Annotated in this window: 16 protein-coding genes and 1 tRNA gene; 3 read left to right on the forward strand and 14 right to left on the reverse strand. The window is 36.8% G+C overall.

Going from position 1 to position 16,464, the window contains the following annotated elements:
- The first annotated feature begins 59 nt into the window (after positions 1–59).
- Positions 60–704, forward strand: a complete 645-nt coding sequence (locus AC23ME_RS20285) for a hypothetical protein (protein ID WP_487729559.1) — start codon at positions 60–62, stop codon at positions 702–704.
- On the opposite strand, the gene AC23ME_RS20290 is transcribed toward AC23ME_RS20285, so the two are convergent.
- The 4 genes from AC23ME_RS20290 to AC23ME_RS20305 form a co-directional block, all read right to left on the reverse strand.
- Entirely contained in the window at positions 701–1,567 is an 867-nt protein-coding gene (locus AC23ME_RS20290; protein ID WP_487729560.1) for a bile acid:sodium symporter family protein, read from the reverse strand. The genes AC23ME_RS20285 and AC23ME_RS20290 overlap by 4 nt on opposite strands.
- Positions 1,568–1,689: 122 nt before the next feature.
- Positions 1,690–1,860 (reverse strand): spore protein, encoded by a 171-nt coding sequence (locus AC23ME_RS20295; protein WP_113639047.1) that lies wholly within the window; start codon positions 1,858–1,860, stop codon positions 1,690–1,692.
- A 39-nt stretch (positions 1,861–1,899) separates the two neighbouring features.
- Positions 1,900–1,970 (reverse strand) — tRNA-Cys (locus AC23ME_RS20300).
- A gap of 186 nt (positions 1,971–2,156) precedes the next feature.
- Positions 2,157–2,900, reverse strand: coding sequence for a TrmH family RNA methyltransferase (locus AC23ME_RS20305; RefSeq protein ID WP_487729561.1), 744 nt, complete (start codon positions 2,898–2,900; stop codon positions 2,157–2,159).
- On the opposite strand from AC23ME_RS20305, the gene tamL reads away from it, so the two are divergent.
- Entirely contained in the window at positions 2,891–5,293 is a 2,403-nt protein-coding gene (gene tamL / locus AC23ME_RS20310; RefSeq protein ID WP_487729562.1) for a translocation and assembly module lipoprotein TamL, read from the forward strand. The two genes, AC23ME_RS20305 and tamL, sit on opposite strands and share 10 nt — an antisense overlap.
- Before the next feature lie 37 nt (positions 5,294–5,330).
- On the opposite strand, the gene AC23ME_RS20315 is transcribed toward tamL, so the two are convergent.
- The 10 genes from AC23ME_RS20315 to AC23ME_RS20360 form a co-directional block, all read right to left on the reverse strand.
- Positions 5,331–5,858 carry a hypothetical protein gene (locus AC23ME_RS20315; protein ID WP_487729563.1) on the reverse strand — a complete coding sequence of 176 codons (528 nt, stop codon included), beginning with the start codon at positions 5,856–5,858 and terminating at the stop codon, positions 5,331–5,333.
- A gap of 5 nt (positions 5,859–5,863) precedes the next feature.
- Positions 5,864–8,179 carry a patatin-like phospholipase family protein gene (locus tag AC23ME_RS20320; RefSeq protein ID WP_487729564.1) on the reverse strand — a complete coding sequence of 772 codons (2,316 nt, stop codon included), beginning with the start codon at positions 8,177–8,179 and terminating at the stop codon, positions 5,864–5,866.
- Between the two features lie 288 nt (positions 8,180–8,467).
- Positions 8,468–8,614, reverse strand: coding sequence for a C1orf53 family protein (locus tag AC23ME_RS20325; RefSeq protein ID WP_487729565.1), 147 nt, complete (start codon positions 8,612–8,614; stop codon positions 8,468–8,470).
- A 30-nt stretch (positions 8,615–8,644) separates the two neighbouring features.
- A complete protein-coding gene (locus AC23ME_RS20330; RefSeq protein ID WP_487729566.1) occupies positions 8,645–9,595 on the reverse strand; it encodes an exonuclease in 951 nt (316 codons plus the stop codon).
- Between the two features lie 35 nt (positions 9,596–9,630).
- On the reverse strand, positions 9,631–10,224 hold the full coding sequence (gene coaE / locus AC23ME_RS20335; protein WP_487729567.1) for a dephospho-CoA kinase: 594 nt from the start codon (positions 10,222–10,224) through the stop codon (positions 9,631–9,633).
- On the reverse strand, positions 10,224–11,168 hold the full coding sequence (locus AC23ME_RS20340) for a YbbR-like domain-containing protein (protein ID WP_487729568.1): 945 nt from the start codon (positions 11,166–11,168) through the stop codon (positions 10,224–10,226). The genes coaE and AC23ME_RS20340 overlap by 1 nt, the downstream gene beginning before the upstream one ends.
- Positions 11,169–11,285: 117 nt before the next feature.
- Positions 11,286–11,594 carry a preprotein translocase subunit YajC gene (gene yajC, locus AC23ME_RS20345; protein WP_487729569.1) on the reverse strand — a complete coding sequence of 103 codons (309 nt, stop codon included), beginning with the start codon at positions 11,592–11,594 and terminating at the stop codon, positions 11,286–11,288.
- Between the two features lie 91 nt (positions 11,595–11,685).
- Positions 11,686–12,129: a DUF1573 domain-containing protein gene (locus AC23ME_RS20350; protein ID WP_487729570.1), complete on the reverse strand. Its 444-nt coding sequence runs from the start codon at positions 12,127–12,129 to the stop codon at positions 11,686–11,688.
- 98 nt (positions 12,130–12,227) lie between these two features.
- Positions 12,228–13,181, reverse strand: coding sequence for a transcription antitermination factor NusB (gene nusB, locus AC23ME_RS20355; RefSeq protein WP_487729571.1), 954 nt, complete (start codon positions 13,179–13,181; stop codon positions 12,228–12,230).
- A 49-nt stretch (positions 13,182–13,230) separates the two neighbouring features.
- Complete coding sequence (locus AC23ME_RS20360; protein ID WP_487729572.1) at positions 13,231–14,319, reverse strand: Glu/Leu/Phe/Val family dehydrogenase; 1,089 nt, start codon at positions 14,317–14,319, stop codon at positions 13,231–13,233.
- Positions 14,320–14,596: 277 nt separating this feature from the next.
- Between AC23ME_RS20360 and AC23ME_RS20365 the strand changes: the two genes are divergently transcribed.
- The gene (locus AC23ME_RS20365; RefSeq protein ID WP_487729573.1) at positions 14,597–16,378 is read left to right on the forward strand and encodes an ABC transporter ATP-binding protein; all 1,782 of its coding nucleotides are present in this window, start codon (positions 14,597–14,599) and stop codon (positions 16,376–16,378) included.
- Positions 16,379–16,464 lie beyond the last annotated feature (86 nt).

Below are 16,464 nucleotides of genomic sequence, written 5' to 3' on the forward strand. Positions count from 1 at the left end.
TAGACATCGAACAAAACACCCTGAGTGCTGTTTTGTAAAAGCAAACATTAGAACCTAAAATGAAAGTAATTCCATATTTGATAGCAATTGCTATGCTCGCATCTTGTACTTCAAATCAAGAAAAGCGAGTGCAGCAAAAAGATAGTTTAGTAAGTGAAACAGTGGTTGATACGAGTGACGTTAAGGTAACGACTACAATTAACAGCGTAGCTGATATACAAAATGCTTATCAGGAAGTCACCAAACTGCACGCGAATAGATCCTTAGACTCAACTTCGTTTAAGTATGATTGTAATGGCGAAAAAGGTGGTACTGTAGATTATTTTACAAAAAATGGAAAATTAATGATGGTTGTTCATCGATATCATGAGTATGACCACCATGAAGCAGAAGATCAGTACTTTTTGAATGACGGCAGCCTTTACTTTTTACATCAAAAAACCTTGAGTTGGTCGTTTGATAGTGGGCCTGACGGTGCAACACGTGACCAGATCACAGAACAGCGCAGTTATTTACTTGACAATAATGTAGTGAAGTGTCTCGAAAAGAAGTACGAAATTAGAAAGCACGCAGGCGTTAATCCAAATCCAGACAGTGTAGCGAATAAGGAAGTTGACTGCAAAAGGTTCAAATCGCCTATGGCTACATTCGAAAAACTAAAGCTTTATTGGAAAAGTGAGCCACCAGCTTGCCTAACGCTTTAAACGCTTTGTTTGTTATTTCTACTAACAATATAACCAAACAGTGCCGCTGTAAAAAACATTAACAAACCATATACAGCAGGCGGAATGCTCATCTCGCTATTGTTAAGTACATTTAATGCGATGTAAATAGCTAAAGTACCATTGTGGATTCCGATCTCCATTCCAATTGCGATAGCCTGTTTTTTGCCAATTTGAAATAGCATCGGTATAAAATAACCCAGCACCATGCTAATCACATTGAAAGCTAAACTTGCCAGGCCCACTTGTTGAAAGTAGTCTAAAAAGTTTGCCCTTTCTTTAAGAATGGCACCAACTATAATCAGCACTAAAAAAATTGCTGAGAGTATCTTAACTGGTTTTTCCAATCTTTTCGCAAAAGCAGGCGCTTTGTGATTGATAAACATTCCTATGCCAACCGGTACTAAAACAATAGCGAAGACTTCAATAATCTTGCTAAACTGCATTGGTACAACCTGTCCGCTTTGCATAAAATGTGCAATAGCAAAATTCACGATGAAAGGTAAGGTGAATAAGGTAAGTACGCTGTTTACGGCGGTTAGCGTCACGTTTAGTGCTACATCGCCTTTGGCCAAATGACTAAATAAATTTGCGGTAGCTCCGCCTGGTGATGCAGCCAAAAGCATTAAACCAACAGCAAGGGCTGGAGGCAAGTTAAATGCAATGGTAATGCTAAAGCATACTACGGGTAATATCACCATTTGGCAAAGCAATCCTATAAAAACGGCTTTCGGATAAAGTACCACTCTTTTAAAGTCGTTCATAACGAGGCTCAATCCCAAGCCGAGCATAATGATACCTAAGGCGATAGGCAAGAATAGCGTTAATAAAGCACTTTGTTCCATTCGGTTTTGATTTGGTTAATTAAAACTACAATTTTATAATTGCTTTTGAAACCAACACAGAATGGTAAAACGAAAAAAGCCCCGATTTACATCGAGGCTTTCCTTTTTTCTTTTCGAAAAGATTATTTTGCTAAAGATGCTAATACTGCATTGTTTTTAGCTAATTGATCTTTTGTAGATTGCTTAGAACGGCTACCTAACTCTAGATTAGTTGCCAATTTCAAATTTTTCACTTCTAAACGAGAAACAGTTTTATTGTATCTGTCTTTTCTTTTTAATCTGGTAACTGCCATGATAATAAGCTTTATTTCTTTATTAATATTTTAATCTTGAGGTCGAGAGCGGATTCGAACCGCTGTACAAGGTTTTGCAGACCTCTGCCTAGCCACTCGGCCACTCGACCTTTCTTTTCAAGGTTGCAAAAATAGCAATTAAAAATAAGCTTCCAAACTATATGCGATAAATTGTTCAATTATTTTTTGACGATGGTACAGTAGTTCATTAGTTCAATGACTCATTTGTTCATAGGTAGCGAGCTCAACAGATTTTGCTAAGCCTAATTAAACTGCAAACTGAGAACTAGAAACCGCTACTGGTCTCTACTAATCTCGCTACAGAAAATAGCTGCTGATACCGCTACATTTAAAGATTCAGCTGCTCCAATTCGAGGAATAGTTATTGGAACGCTGATTTTCGCTATCAACTCTTTGCTAATACCGTGACCTTCGTTGCCCAATAAAATTAGTCCTTCGTTTTCCCATTGGGTTTTATAGATGTTCTGTCCGTCTAAAAGTGCACCATAAATAGGTAATTTAGCTTCCTTCAAAAACTCATTTAGTTGGGTATAACGTACAGTTACTCGGCATAACGAACCCATGGTAGACTGAACTGTTTTTGGGTTATAAGCTTCCACCGTATTTTCAGAACAAATAATGTTTTTAATGCCAAACCAATCTGCGGTTCTAATGATCGTTCCAAAGTTGCCCGGATCTTGCACATCATCAAGTACTAAAGAGAATTGATTTTTAAGATCTTGAAAATTAATCTCCTTTACAAGAGGAATGTGTACTAAAGCCAATATACTTTGTGGCGTTTGTAGTGTACTGATCTTTTGCAACTCGGTTTCTGTTACTTCAAATAAGTTTATATTTGCACTAACTTTAGGTAAAGTAGCCGATATTTTTGGAGTGTAGTAAATGCTATGTAGTTGATAATCAGATTTTAAAAATTCTACAATAGATTTTATACCTTCAATTATGAAAATTCCGTTTTCTTTACGGTACTTTTTTTGATGAAGCGATTTAATAAAACTGATCTGAGATTTTGAAAGCATATAAAAACTACAATAAACAGGACATTCAACTTCTTGCAATATTACTATTTATTCTTGTTTTTATAGCAGGGTGTGCTTCAACAAAATATATTGAAGACTATCAGGCCATTGTTAAAAAGGTAAATATAGATAGCGTAGGTAAGGAATATGAAGAGGCTGCGTATATGTATGTACAAAAAGATATCAAACCTGTGGAGGGGCTAGGTATCAATGTTGCCATTTACAATGTCTTCAATACCAAAGATGGCAAGTATCGCAAAACGAACATTAAACCTTTAGGGTCGCCGCCGCCAATTTTAGATAGCACGCTGGTAGAGATTTCTCGCACTCAAATCGAAAAGTTTTTTAAAAGTAAGGGCTTCTTTAACACCAAGGTAAAATCTGAAATTGAAGTGAAGGACAAAAAGGCTACTTTAACCTTTACCGCCAATACGGGTGAGCCTTTTATGGTTAATAAAATTACCCATGAAATACCCGATGAAGCTGTTAAATCATTATACTTTGGTTCAAAAGATAAGTTTTCGCATTTGCGGGAAGGAATGCAGTATGATGAAGATTCTTTATCTACTGAAAGGGAAGAAATTTATAAATTGATGCGTCAAAATGGCTACTATGATTTTGTAAGGCCTTATGTGAGATTTTCTCCAGATTCTAATCAGAACAATAATAAGGTAAGCGTAAAATTGATCATCGACGAGCCTTTAGATAGTACCATTAACAAACATCAGATTTATAAAATAGGTGAAACAAATATCATTGTTGCACCAAATAGCGATGGTTTTACAGACTCACTTACCTTAAATAAGCGAAGTTTTAATGGACTACGTTATACTGATCTATCGGGCAAGTTTCGACGAAACCCTATCACCCGTTATAATTTTATAAGGTATGGCGAAAACTACAATATCGATAATGAAACTTTGACTTACGATAGACTGTACGACCTCAATATCTTTAAAAATGTAAAAATCGATTACCTAAAAAATAAGGATACAGCTGGTGTAGTTAATCCTGTTATTTTGCTTATTCCGCAAAAGCGTATGAGTAACAGGATTGAGGGTGAAATACCTTTTAACGATGCGACAGTCGGGTTTACGCTGAGTAATACCTATACCAATAATAACTTTCTGAGAGGTGGTGAGCGTTTTCAGCTACAGGTAAAAGGGGGGATGCAATCGAGGCTTAACAGTATTGGCTCTATATTCTCAGATATTTACCAAAGGGACTTTTCGGTTAGTGCAAGTTTAACCGTTCCGCGTTTAATGGTGCCTTTCAGGATTCCTTTGATGGGTAAAAATGGCGTTCCGTACACTACATTTGCGAGTAGCTACTTATATGCATTACAAAAGGATATCACGGTACGTAGAATTTTTATCAACTCCATTACTTATGATTGGGTAGAAACAAAATCTAAATTACACTCATTTACGCCATTGAATTTTGAGTATCGCTTTGGTAGTGTTCTTTTGGATACAAACAACGTGGACAACATTGTAACGGCGTTAAACAATCTTTATAGCCTTTTAGTGCTTGGGCGTAAAGATTTCACCTTAGGTATGAAATATGCTTACTCCCTAAATGCAGACAAACTCTTGCAAAATAGAAGTTTCATTTATTTTAGAGGAAACATAGACATTGCAGGCAACCTATTGCAGGGTATTTCTAGGCTGATGGGTAATAGGCATAATCCTGCTCAAGACGATTTTGGAAGAGTGCTAGGTTTGCCGTACAATCAATATGTGCGCCCGGAGTTAGACATACGCTGGTATAAGAGCTTGGGAGCCGAATCGCAGTTGGTGGCAAGAATCAACACGGGCATCGGCTATGCTTATGGCAATTCTACAGATATGCCTTTTGAAAAGTTATTTTTTGCTGGTGGATCTAGTGGCGTAAGAGCTTGGCAGGCTAGAACGCTAGGCCCAGGGAACTACAATAGAGGAGAAGTAATTACTACTCCAGAAGGTAGGGCTGCAACTTTTGGCATAGACCAATTAGGGCAAATGCGTTTAGAAGGAAACTTGGAATATCGCTTTCCATTGGTTAGACGCTTTTTTGGAGGAAAATTGAGCGGCGCAACCTTTTTAGATGCAGGTAACATTTGGAATATTTCTCCTAACAACCCTCAGCCAGAAACCAATTTCAAATTCGACAAGTTAGGGCAGCAAATAGCACTGGGTACAGGTTTAGGATTTAGATATGACGTTCAGTTTTTCGTATTCAGGTTCGATATCGGTTTGAAATTGAAAGATCCTCAGTTTGATGGTGACGAACAATGGGTAATCGGTAAATTCATTAACGGCGGTAAAGCTTTCAAAGCAAATTACTTTAGTACGCACAGTCCAGATAGATATCGCTTTATGCAATACAATTTTGGTATCGGTATGCCGTTTTAATCAATATTTTTTTCTTTCTCAGTTAATCAGTTAACCCTCATATGAGGTTTTTTAGGTAATCAAATATCGTTTCGAAATAAGTTGAAATGTTTAGACCGTTGCTATAGCTAAAGAAAAAGAAGATTAGAAACAGCACCACTGCCATGTAAATGAACTTCTTGAACGCAAAGGCCAGTAAGATGATTACTAGTGGAATAATGATGAAGAACATCCTACTAATGGTAATTGGATTTAAATCGCCATCTTTTTTGTACACGTAAAGCAATTTGCTGTGCGTACCATTATCATTTTGGTGCTTAATGTAAACAAAGGTCGATTTTTCTATCGTTAAAGGTAAGATTGCAATACCATTGGTAAAGGTCAGTTGTTGCGCAAATCCGCTTACCGTAAAGCTGTAACTCCCGTTAACTTCCTCAATTGGATTTTCTAAACTATCAGCAGCTATAATTGCTATTTTGCTGTTCTTTAGCAGACTTTCTTTTACAATGAAATTATTAATACCTGATGTTTGCGCAAATGCTAGGCTTGATGATAAAAACAGGCAGAATAAAACAACTAATCGCATAAATACTATTCTAAAGATCTTTTATTGTAAATTAAATATCCAATGTGCAACAGTACGCCGTGCCTACGTTTCGGCTCGTCGTACAAATTATAGCTTAAACTAACTGGTCCCAACGGCGATTGATAAACCAAGCCTGCCGTACCCGCATAACGCAATCTACTTAATTCCTTTTCGAAACCAATCTGTTGCAGCCCAATTTTTTTAAACTCTTGATACGGTAAAAATACATAACCTTCTACACGAAAATCAAATTTTCTTTGCAGGTTGATAATATTTTTAACGCCGGCGGCTCCGTAATTGAAAGCTCTAAAATGTTCCAAAAACGATGATCTGCTATCTTGCAGTGGGTAAAATGCTGGCGCAGCTAATAAAGTTGAGTAATAATTGCTGTACAAAGACTGATTTGAGGCCACAACTTCGGCTAAATAGCCTAAACTATAATTTTTGGTATGTAAGAAATAGTTTTCGTAACTAAATTTAGCCTGTATCCATTGTCTTAAGTTTCGTTTAATATTAGGCGCCATGCTTGGCCCAAAACTATTCGCTTGAATATTGCCAGGGTAGTAATTCTCTCTTCCGGTGGTGTAGTTCACGTTAACCGAAATGTTTCTGCCCGCAGTTGGATATTGCTTACGGTTTAGCGAATTCTTTTCAAAAGTAATTCCAGTTCTAAACCCATTAAAAATGGTCTTGTCTAAAACATCACCAACATTAAAATTCCCAGTTGGACTATAATTATCACTATTGTTGATGAATGCAGCGTTAATGATAATTCTTGCATTACGGTTAAGTGGCATCCCAAATTTCAAATCTATTTTACGGTCGGCCTGGTCAATGTAAACTGGTGTAGGGTTTTCTACGAAAATCTTACTTGTATTGTAGTAATTCCAGTTATTGTAAGTAAGCTCACCACCTAAAAAAAGTGGTAATTTAGTAGGGAAATCTATTCTGCCGCCTAGTTGCACCGATTCGTAAAAACGACCAGAATAGAAATTAGATGAAAATGTATATGCCCTGCGGTTAAGGTAGTTGTACTGTACCCCTAAAAATACATTGCTAATAGGTCGGGTTGAGATGTTTCCCCCAAAATCAATTTTTAAACTTTTTTTAGGTTGTGCTATAATTTCAAAATTGTAGCTATCGGTAGGGGCGTCGTAGGTAATCTTTGGATAAATCGCTTCAAAAACTTCATCGGCTACCAATTTGTAATAACCTCTTTTGATATCGTTTAAATCAAAATTTTCATTGTCGCTTTTAAATAGGCGTTCAACATATTTTCGCTGTTGCGCATTTACGCCTCGTACCAAAACGTTGCTAAATACCAATTCAGATTTTTTAAGGTTAAAGCTTATCCGTTTTTTTAACAATTCTTTGGTGTCAACCCTACGTTTGATAGAAGCCTTTATTTTATCCATTTCGGCTATCGTGGCATCATAGCCTTGTTTAATTAACTCGGCAACAGGCAAAAAATTAGTAGAACTGAAATCGGATAGGTTGGGTTCTATATAAATTCCGTTTTCTCCAACTAAGGTAGAATCCGATTTGGAGAGGAACATATAAACTAGAAATCTGTTCATCAGCCGATCGTCGTCTTTCGGATATTCGTTAAAGGTTTTAGATGATACATTTGCGCCAATAATGAAATCTGGTTTAAATTCCTTCTGCATTACATCTGCTGGGAAATTATTGTAAATGCCGCCATCAAATACAAACTTCTCATCTAATTTTATTGGTCTGTAAATTAAAGGAACAGTCATACTTGCCCTCACAGCTTCTGCCAAACTACCTTTACTTACCGTAATACTTTTTTGAGATAAAATATCTGAAGCCATGCAGCGGTAGGGTACAAATAAGTTATCGAAATTATCTTTTGCAGTAGCCGATGCCTGCGAAAAGAGTTCTAACAAAGCAAAATTAAGCGGAATGTCGTTAACTAAATTAGGGCGGAAACTCAGGCGTAAACTAGTGTCAATTGCCATTTTTGCAGTTAGCATCGAAGGGTTTGGTGTCGATTTCTGAAAGTAATAGCTGTAATCGCTTTGGTAGCGACCGCTTACCCAGTCTTGAAAATCATTACTTAATGCTATTTTTTCAATTTGATCTGGTGAATAGCCAGAAGCGTACATTGCGCCAACGATAGCGCCCATAGATGTTCCAGTGATGTAATCTATTGGGATGTTGTTTTCTTCAAGTGCTTTTAGTGTGCCAATGTGAGCAAGCCCCTTTGCACCACCGCCGCTAAAAACCAACCCAACTTTTTGTGCGTTTAGTTTTATAGAGATAAATATTAGCGATATGGTAAACAAGTATTTACAAAGCATGCTTCATAAATATACCTATTTTTAGATGATAATTAATTTTAATTGGGGATGGTTTCAGGGAAATCGCTTTTTAGAAATCAAAAAGGATTTGGCTAAAGCCATATTGTAATCTTTTATATAGTCCGTTGGCTGAAGCCAAACGGCAATTAATTGTCTTATGTCGGTTCATTGCCGTCCCATTTATGGGACGGATATTTAGGCAAACAAACAAGGCTTTAGCCAAAATTGTTATTAAGAGCGATTTCCCTGAGGGTGGTCTTTATTAATTGTTCTCTTCGATAGGCTATACTATCCTTTTTTGTCTTTCTTTTTGCCGTAATTCCAAGGGCAATGTTTGCATTTATTTTTACAGCAATAACCTCGCTTTAAATGATACGCTGCGGTAAACACCATCAGTCCGTCTTCATTAAAATAGAAATCTTCGCCTTCTTTCATTGTTTAAATAATAGAACAATCTACTGGATTTTAGTTTAATATTTTTACGGCAAGCTGGTCTTTAAAATGGTCTTTCAACTGTTTCCCGTCGCCGTGTAAAGTCCACACTTCTTTTGGTTTAACTTCGTTGATGGTTGTGATAATACCGTTCCAGTCTACGTGATCGGAAATATAAAGATGTATGCCATTGCCTTGTTGTAAATACTTCCACCCTGTGGCAAAAACTCTAACTACGTTAATGGCTCGTATGTAGCTGTTAAAAACCATTGGTGGAACTAGGTAGATGTTGCCTTCCAAGTTTTGCTTCATTATTTTTCTGTCGTAAACTTGATAATTGCCGAGTGATATGCCTAATTCCTCGTAAATATTTACGAATGGCATCACATTATGATGAACAAGTATTTTTTTGTCTTGGCAATGTTTATTGATTAGCGAAATTAAACGCTGACTTTTTCCGAGGGCATAAGCGCCCAACATGATGTTGCTATTCACGGCATTTAGCTTCTTAATTTCGTCTTCCGCATTTGGATGAGTAACATTCGGATCAGCAAATGTTGTTTCTGTAATCAATACATCTGCTTCCACAAATTCAATAGGTTCGCAAGTGCTGTCTGGTTCAATTTTGTAATCGCCAGTGTATAAATATCTGATACCTTGATGTTCCATTAAAACCATTGCGGAGCCAAGAATATGTCCAGCAGGGTAGAAACTAATCTTAACACCATTGAGATCAAATTTTTGACGATAGTCTTGGATCTCAAAATTTGCTGCGGCGAATTTCTTATACCGATGCTGCATAAAAAGCTGAGTGGCTTTGGTACAATAAACGTTTTGATTGCCGCTTACTGCATGATCTCCATGAGCATGAGAAATAACCGCATCGACTACAGGTTCTTGTGGATCTAAATAGAAGTTGCCGTAACTGCAATATAGTCCAGTTTTGGTTAGGGTAATAAAATCTTGAAGTATATGGTTGGTCATTGATTGTATTGGTAGGTTTTGATGCGTGTCGAAGCCTATTTAATTTTTAAAAACTCTTGGTGCAAATCTAAAACTTGGAGGATAATAGATTTACTTTCACTGTTCTCAATAAAGTAATCAGCTAATTTCAACTTTTGTTTGTCGGTAAATTGCTTGCCCATTCTGGCCAATACTTGCTCTTCGCTTACTTTATCTCTCTTGGTAACCCTTTCAATTTTTAAAGCGTGTGGCGATGTCACCAAGATGTTTTTATCGCACATTTCGTAAGAACCACTTTCGAACAAAAGCGCAGCTTCTTTAATAGAATAGGGTAGGTGTTTAGGTAGTTTGGCGTCCCATTTATCAAAAGCTCTAAATACAGCAGGGTGTACCAAAGCATTTAGTTTCATTAATTCTGCCTCATTATTAAATACGATGTTGGCAATATACTTATTGTTTAAGATATTGCCTTCCAGATAGCTCTCCGATCCAAAAGTATCTCTCACACCATCCATTAAAATATTGTCGGTGGTCATAATTTGCTTTGCTACGGTATCAGCATAAAAAATAGGAATGCCTAAAGTTTCAAAAACTCTACAGATAGTTGTTTTTCCACTTCCAATTCCGCCAGTTATTCCAATTTTTAGCATTATTTTTCGATGATAAAATCTACATTACTGGGAGAAATACTTACCAATTTTGAGAACTCTGGTAAGGTAGTCACCTTTACAGAAAGTTTAGTGTGCTTTAAAACTTTCCATTCATTTAAATCTACGACAGCTTTCAATGAATTATCGACCTTTGCGTAATTAGATAAGGCAACTAATAATGTAATCTTAACTTTTTTAGGGTACAATTTTACATCATAATATTCTTTGTTATTAAGGATAGTTAAAGGTACCTCAATTGTTTTCTCCGTAAACTCATCTACAGTGAGTTTTACACCAACATTGTTAGGGTAAATGCTCACATTACTGATGGCATTTCTAAGCACATTTACCCTGGTTTCAACACTTTCTTTGATATCAGTAAGCTTTAAGCTGTCTGTATGCCAAATGTGTATCTTTTCTAATTCTTCCTGTGGACCAGAAATATTAACGTAAGAAGGTGTCAACTTAATTTCTCTAGCAATTCCGTGTTGCGGTGCAAATTCAATTTGCGAAATTAGTTTTAACGGAACACGTTTATTCGTTCTTCGTGAGAAATCAAAAAAGAGTGTATCTGGCTTTACCGAAATAACTTGCTGAGAAGTTTCAAGTTGTCTGTTGATCTGATCTAATTGCTCTGAAAAGACGACATAGCTTCTACTGTTTAACTTCTGTAAACTCACATTAATGGAAGGTGGTTTAATCCTTAATCTCGCAAAAAGTAATTGCCAACCGGTACCTTCTACTTTTAAGTCAACCGTATCTGGTTGTAGCGCTTTAAAAGCCTTGCCCTGAGGTTCATCTTTATAAAGAAGTTCAGTTTGTACGGTATACGGGTATTTTTTGTTTAAAGCCATAAACAACCAAGCGCCAACCGCACATAACATGCAGATGAGTACAGCGCCGAAACGCTTTTGCTCTAGCTTGGTTAATTTAATAAAGGGCATATGGTAAAATTACAATAAAAAAGCCACTCCGAATATATCGAAATGGCGCTATTTTATGATAGCACAGAAATCTTGTTACATCATGTAGTACAAAAGCTGTGTATCTGTGGCTTGTTTTTATGCTTTAGGAGCTGCAGCTTTTGTAGCATCTAAAGAGATAGCAGATTTGTCGAAACGGATTTTACCACCACCTTCTGTTTCAATAAGGAAAGTAGTTTCTGCAGCACCTACAATTCTACCGTGAATACCTGCAGTCGTCACAATTTTATCGCCAACTTTAAGCTCTTCAACCATTTTTTTATGGTCTTTTGCTTTTTTCATTTGTGGTCTGATCATGAAGAAATACATCACTACTGCCATTAAACCAAACATAATTAATGTTTGTGTTCCTGAACCTCCTGCTTGTAAAATTACTGTTGATATCATTTTTTGGTTAATTGTTTTAACTGATTAAATTGTTTTAATTGTCTTGTTGTTTGCATTTAGTGTTCCTCCCCTTGGTGAGGTTAGAATTGGCCTACTTCTCTAAGATATTGCCCACTAAGTGTAACTGCTCAAATGCTGGGTTTGCATTAGATGTAATAGTTACTACTTTATCTTGTAAACCTAACTTACCAGCACTATCAAATACCACCTTAATTATACCTTCTTCTCCTGGTTTAACAGGTGCCGAAGGATACTCTGGTACGGTACAACCGCAAGTTGCAGATGCGTTGGTAATAATTAAAGGTGTTTTGCCGACATTCTTAAACTTGAATTCGTAGCTTACTTTTTCGCCTTGTTTAATATCGCCAAACTCAAATATCGCTTTTTCTACTTGTACTTTTGGTGCATCAGCCTCTGCAATTACGGGTGATCCTGTAGATGTAGTGTCTGTAGTAGTTGTTTCGCTTTCTGTTGTCTTGTTTTGGCATGCGCTAAACGCAACTGCACAAATAGCAATTAAAAAGAATTTTTTCATTGTGTTGTCGTTGTTGTTGAGGGAGTTTGAAAGTTGAAATGTTGTAGCTTAGGATGCTTAGTTGCAAACCTAATTACCCATTTTCTCATTCAAAATTTCTATTCCTCTATTAAACCTCTACCTAATTTTTTAATACTGTTGTTTTTCTTAAGATCGTTTAAAATCTTGTCCAAGATACCATTTATAAAAGTATTACTTTTCGGAGTACTGTAATCTTTTGATAATTCTAGGTATTCGTTAATCGTTACCTTAACAGGGATAGAAGGGAAGTTCATCATTTCACAGATGGCCATTTTCATCAAAATAGTATCCATTAATGCAATACGTTCCGATTCCCAGTTCTTTGTTCTTTCTGCAATTAATGCTTGATATTTGTCATCGTTTTTAAGCGTATAAGCAAAAAGATCTTGTACAAAAGTACTATCTTCTCTCCAGTCGGCACTAATTGGGGTTAGTTTGTTTTTCAGGGGATCTTCAGACTCGAAATTCTTTAAAGTTTTAGCAATCATTCCCTGCATGACCTCACGGTCTACTGGCCAATTGATAAACTTATCTTCGAAAGCTTGTACAACATTTACGTTTTTCAACAACATTTTACGGAAAATGAACTTGATGATTTCCTTTGAACTTTCTAAGGTTTCTTCAAAATCTTCCGCTAAATAAGCTTGGTATTCTTTGCTCTCCTTTAATTTATTGAAGATAGCCTTCACCAACTCAGGGTCAGAAAACCAGTTGATTTGATATTTATTTACAGCAGCAACATACTCTGGGTTATGCTTAAGTACATTAACAAATTTGTTGTGAAGTAATTTTTGATTTGGATTTAAATCTTCGGCGCTTGGCAAGTGTTTGTTTGCTCTTTCGATAGCGTCGTTGGCAGTGTACTCTGTAACATCTACAATAAGTGCCAGCATTGAAATGTACATCTGATTTACTTCATCAATACTTTTCATCAGCGTTTTCTGAGCGCTAACTGTATCTCTCTTCTCAGTAGTGTGCCAAGCGAAAATGTTTTGCAGGGCTTTAATTCTTAAGTGCCTTCTATTTAACATGAATGTAAGAACGAGTGCGGTTTAAACCGCATTGTTTGTATAAAATTAATTAATATGACGATTTGATTTTCTTAATATCTTCGATGCGCTTTTCAGCGATACGCGATGCGGCTAAATTTGTTGGTATATTTTCTGATTTTGATAACTTGATTACTTCTCTGGTAGCTTCGTAAATGTTTTCGGTAAGCTGTATGGTGCGTTTCTTGCCAAAGCCAGTTAATTCCGAATAGCAACTGATGATGCCTCCTGCGTTAATTAGATAATCTGGAGCATACAAAATTCCTTTATCATGCAAGATTTGACCATGAACTTTTTCGTCTGCCAGTTGGTTGTTCGCCGAACCAGCAATGATAGCAAACTTCATGGTTTTTAATGTTCTATCGTTAACGGTAGCACCTAAAGCGCAAGGGGCATAAATATCAGCACCAATGTTGAAGATTTTATCAGCCTCGATAGCCTTTGCTTTATATTTGCGAGCAATAACTCGCATTCGCTCTTCGTTAATATCGGTAACATAAACCTCTACGTTGTCATTTCTTAGTAACTCTACTAAATGCTCTCCAACATTACCAGTACCTTGTACCACTACCGAACGACCAGCTAACTCATCTGTACCAAAAACCTCCTTAACGCAAGCTTTAATACCTAAGTAAACGCCTTTTGCTGTATACGGAGCAGGATTTCCAGCACCGCCTAATGACTCGGGAACACCAGTAACATGTTGTGTTTCCATACGGATATACTCCATATCACGTACAGTTGTGCCTACATCTTCACCAGCAATAAATTCTCCGTTTAAGTTTTTTACGAAACGCCCAAAACTGCGCATTAAAGCTTCAGTTTTTTGTCTTCTTGAGTCGCCGATAATTACCGCTGTACCACCACCAACATTTAAACCCGCAATGGCCGCTTTGTAGGTCATTCCTTTAGATAAACGAAGTACATCTTCTAAGGCTTCGGCTTCCGAGTTGTAGTTCCACATTCTAACACCGCCCAAAGCAGGGCCTAAAGTAGTGTCGTGTATAGCGATGATAGCCTTCAATCCTGTAGTAGGATCGTTGCAAAATACCACTTTTTTGTGGCCAGATTGGCTTAATTGCTCTAAGATAGATTGATTAGAAGAACTTATTTCCGGCATACAAATAACGTTGAAACGTACGCTGCAAAACTAATACAAAAAAACGATTAAAGCTAAGCAGATTTTAAATAAGTAGTCAGTTATCAGTTTTCAAATCTCAGTTTACAGTTGTCAGTTTACAATTCACAGTTTATAAGTTTGCTGTTGTCAGTTTAAAGTTTACAATCACAGTTAAACCAAATAACCAATTTAAACAGTTAACCAAGTATCTTAACTTTACAACCTTCCAACAATAAAACAATTCGACAATAAAGCAATTATCTTAACTTTGCTACGCATGAAACACCTCTTTTACCTCAATAAATATTTTGTTAAATACAAATGGAGAATTTTACCAGGTGTTTTGTTCGTAGTAATTTCTAATATTTTTGGAGTTGTGCCAGCGCAGGTAATTGGTCACGCTTTTAATCTAATCACAGAAAATATTGCCATTTACAGGCTGTATAATGGTTTTGATAGGCAAACAATTGTATATGATATTTTCGGATATAGCCTGCTGTTTTTCGGTGCACTGATCTTATTTCTGTATTTACTAAGAGGGTTATTCCTGTTTTTCATGCGCCAAACCATCATCCTTATGTCGCGTCATATAGAGTTCGACATGAAAAATGATATTTATGCGCACTATCAGAAACTTAGTTTAGGTTTTTACCGTAGAAATAACACCGGCGACTTAATGAACCGCGCTACAGAAGATGTAAATAGGGTACGGATGTATGTTGGTCCGGCGATTATGTACGCCATCAATACAACAGTGCTTTTCTGTCTGGTGATCTACTTCATGTTTTCGGTAAACAGCACTTTAGCTATTTACGCATTGTTGCCGCTACCAATTTTGGTGGTTGCTATTTACTATGTGAATACGATTATAAATCATAAAAGCGAAAAAATTCAAGAGCAATTATCCCGTTTATCTTCGTTTGTACAAGAACGGTTTTCGGGTGTTAGGGTGATGAAATCTTACGTACGAGAAGCCCAAGCACAAGAAGTTTTTGCGGAGGAAAGTAATGCCTACAAGAGAAACTCGATGGGCTTGGTTAAAGTTCAGGCATTTTTCTACCCTACAATGTTATTGCTAGTTGGTATAAGTACTATTTTAACCATTTACATTGGCGGGCAGCAGGTAATTAAAGGGGCAATTACGCCAGGTAATATCGCCGAGTTTATCGTTTACGTTAACCAACTTACCTTTCCTGTAACCATGTTGGGTTGGGTTACTACGCTCATTCAACGGGCAGAAGCTTCGCAAAAACGAATTAATGAATTTTTACAATTGAAGCCAGATATTGTAACGGGCAACGAGCCAATTTCACTGAAAGGAAATATAGCTTTCAAAAATGTGAGTTTTACTTATCAGGATACTGGTATTGAGGCTTTGAAAAACATCAGTTTCGAAGTGAAACAAGGACAGTTTTTGGCCATTATTGGTAAAACTGGTTCGGGCAAATCTACCTTGGCAAATCTGTTGATGCGGATGTACGACGTAAGTATGGGAGAAATTTTAGTCGATGGAAAACAGCTAGAGAAAATTGATTTGCAGGCCTACCGTTCGCAAATTGGTTTTGTGCCGCAAGAAGTTTTCCTGTTTTCTGATACGATTAAGAATAACATCGCCTTTGGTTTAGATGCCGTAGATGATACACAAGTTGAGCGAGCTGCAAAAGATGCGGCTGTTTATTATAATGTCGTAGGTTTCGATCAGCAATTTGAAACTATGTTGGGCGAACGTGGTATTACGCTCTCTGGCGGACAAAAACAACGTGTTTCTATAGCAAGGGCACTGATTAAAGAACCACAAATGCTCATTTTCGACGATTGTCTTTCTGCTGTGGATACCAAAACCGAAGAAGAAATTCTAAGTAATTTAGGTCGTTTGATGAAAGAGAGGACAAGTATTTTAATTGCCCATCGTATTTCTACCATAAAAAATGCAGATAAGATTTTGGTTCTAGATAATGGCGAAATTATTGAAGAGGGTACCCATCAAGAGTTGTTGAACTTGGGCAAAGCTTATGCAGAGCTGTATCAAAATCAGCTTTTAGAAGAAGAAAATTTATAAAATATCAAAATAAATCAACATTTACTGTTATTTCTATTTTGAAAGTTGGGAATTATTACATTATATTTACCGCAACCAAAACCACT

Source organism: Pedobacter sp. T50_32, from assembly GCF_057652195.1.

Excerpts from the sequence above, each read along its gene's own strand:
- AC23ME_RS20285 (WP_487729559.1), top strand. The coding sequence starts at position 60 with ATGAAAGTAATTCCATATTTGATAGCAATTGCTATGCTCGCATCTTGT.
- AC23ME_RS20290 (WP_487729560.1), bottom strand. The coding sequence starts at position 1,567 with ATGGAACAAAGTGCTTTATTAACGCTATTCTTGCCTATCGCCTTAGGT.
- AC23ME_RS20295 (WP_113639047.1), bottom strand. The coding sequence starts at position 1,860 with ATGGCAGTTACCAGATTAAAAAGAAAAGACAGATACAATAAAACTGTT.
- AC23ME_RS20305 (WP_487729561.1), bottom strand. The coding sequence starts at position 2,900 with ATGCTTTCAAAATCTCAGATCAGTTTTATTAAATCGCTTCATCAAAAA.
- AC23ME_RS20315 (WP_487729563.1), bottom strand. The coding sequence starts at position 5,858 with ATGCGATTAGTTGTTTTATTCTGCCTGTTTTTATCATCAAGCCTAGCA.
- AC23ME_RS20320 (WP_487729564.1), bottom strand. The coding sequence starts at position 8,179 with ATGCTTTGTAAATACTTGTTTACCATATCGCTAATATTTATCTCTATA.
- AC23ME_RS20325 (WP_487729565.1), bottom strand. The coding sequence starts at position 8,614 with ATGAAAGAAGGCGAAGATTTCTATTTTAATGAAGACGGACTGATGGTG.
- AC23ME_RS20330 (WP_487729566.1), bottom strand. The coding sequence starts at position 9,595 with ATGACCAACCATATACTTCAAGATTTTATTACCCTAACCAAAACTGGA.
- coaE (WP_487729567.1), bottom strand. The coding sequence starts at position 10,224 with ATGCTAAAAATTGGAATAACTGGCGGAATTGGAAGTGGAAAAACAACT.
- AC23ME_RS20340 (WP_487729568.1), bottom strand. The coding sequence starts at position 11,168 with ATGCCCTTTATTAAATTAACCAAGCTAGAGCAAAAGCGTTTCGGCGCT.
- yajC (WP_487729569.1), bottom strand. The coding sequence starts at position 11,594 with ATGATATCAACAGTAATTTTACAAGCAGGAGGTTCAGGAACACAAACA.
- AC23ME_RS20350 (WP_487729570.1), bottom strand. The coding sequence starts at position 12,129 with ATGAAAAAATTCTTTTTAATTGCTATTTGTGCAGTTGCGTTTAGCGCA.
- nusB (WP_487729571.1), bottom strand. The coding sequence starts at position 13,181 with ATGTTAAATAGAAGGCACTTAAGAATTAAAGCCCTGCAAAACATTTTC.
- AC23ME_RS20360 (WP_487729572.1), bottom strand. The coding sequence starts at position 14,319 with ATGCCGGAAATAAGTTCTTCTAATCAATCTATCTTAGAGCAATTAAGC.
- AC23ME_RS20365 (WP_487729573.1), top strand. The coding sequence starts at position 14,597 with ATGAAACACCTCTTTTACCTCAATAAATATTTTGTTAAATACAAATGG.